The sequence below is a fragment of the Desemzia incerta genome (assembly GCF_900115825.1).
Classification (GTDB): Bacteria; Bacillota; Bacilli; order Lactobacillales; family Carnobacteriaceae; genus Desemzia; species Desemzia incerta.
In genome coordinates, this window is record NZ_FOXW01000018.1 from 1 (window position 1) to 1,332 (window position 1,332).

Below are 1,332 nucleotides of genomic sequence, written 5' to 3' on the forward strand. Positions count from 1 at the left end.
GAGGGTTAGAGTGGCCATACAGCAAGGGTAGTATCCCACCAATGCCTCCACCAAGACTGGCGTCCTGGCTTCAATAGCTCCTACCTATCCTGTACAAGCTGTACAGACACTCAATATCAAACTGCAGTAAAGCTCCATGGGGTCTTTCCGTCCTGTCGCGGGTAACCTGCATCTTCACAGGTACTATAATTTCACCGAGTCTCTCGTTGAGACAGTGCCCAAATCGTTACGCCTTTCGTGCGGGTCGGAACTTACCCGACAAGGAATTTCGCTACCTTAGGACCGTTATAGTTACGGCCGCCGTTTACTGGGGCTTCAATTCTGAGCTTCGCCGAAGCTAACCCATCCTCTTAACCTTCCAGCACCGGGCAGGCGTCAGCCCCTATACGTCATCTTTCGATTTAGCAGAGACCTGTGTTTTTGATAAACAGTCGCTTGGGCCTATTCACTGCGGCTGACCAATGGTCAGCACCCCTTCTCCCGAAGTTACGGGGTCATTTTGCCGAGTTCCTTAACGAGAGTTCTCTCGCACACCTTAGGATTCTCTCCTCGACTACCTGTGTCGGTTTGCGGTACGGGCTGTTTGTTTCTCACTAGAAGCTTTTCTTGACAGTGTGACATCAGAAACTTCGGTACTTAATTTCCCTCCCCATCACAACTCATCCTTAGAGAAGCAAGCATTTCACTCACTTCAAGACTCATTGCTTGGACGTGCATATCCAGCAGCACGCATTTCTTAGCCTCCTGTGTCCCTCCATTGCTCAAACAAAACAAACAGGTACAGGAATATCAACCTGTTGGCCATCGCCTACGCCATTCGGCCTCAGCTTAGGTCCCGACTAACCCTGGGAGGACGAGCCTTCCCCAGGAAACCTTAGTCATTCGGTGGACGGGATTCTCACCCGTCTTTCGCTACTCATACCGGCATTCTCACTTCTAAGCGCTCCACTAGTCCTCACGATCTAGCTTCAACGCCCTTAGAACGCTCTCCTACCATAGAACCAATGGTTCTATCCACAGTTTCGGTGTTATGTTTAGCCCCGGTAAATTTTCGGCGCAGGGTCACTCGACTAGTGAGCTATTACGCACTCTTTAAATGATGGCTGCTTCTAAGCCAACATCCTAGTTGTCTAAGCAACCCCACATCCTTTTCCACTTAACATAAACTTTGGGACCTTAACTGGTGGTCTGGGCTGTTTCCCTTTCGACTACGGATCTTATCACTCGCAGTCTGACTCCCGGACATGAATCAATGGCATTCGGAGTTTATCAGAATTCGGTACCCCGATAAGGGGCCCTAGTTCAAACAGTTGCTCTACCTCCATGATTCTA

General features: G+C 49.7%; 1 rRNA gene. It reads right to left on the reverse strand.

The features are described from left to right. Nucleotides 1–1,332: ribosomal RNA gene (locus BM137_RS11185) — 23S ribosomal RNA — on the reverse strand; the annotation flags it as partial.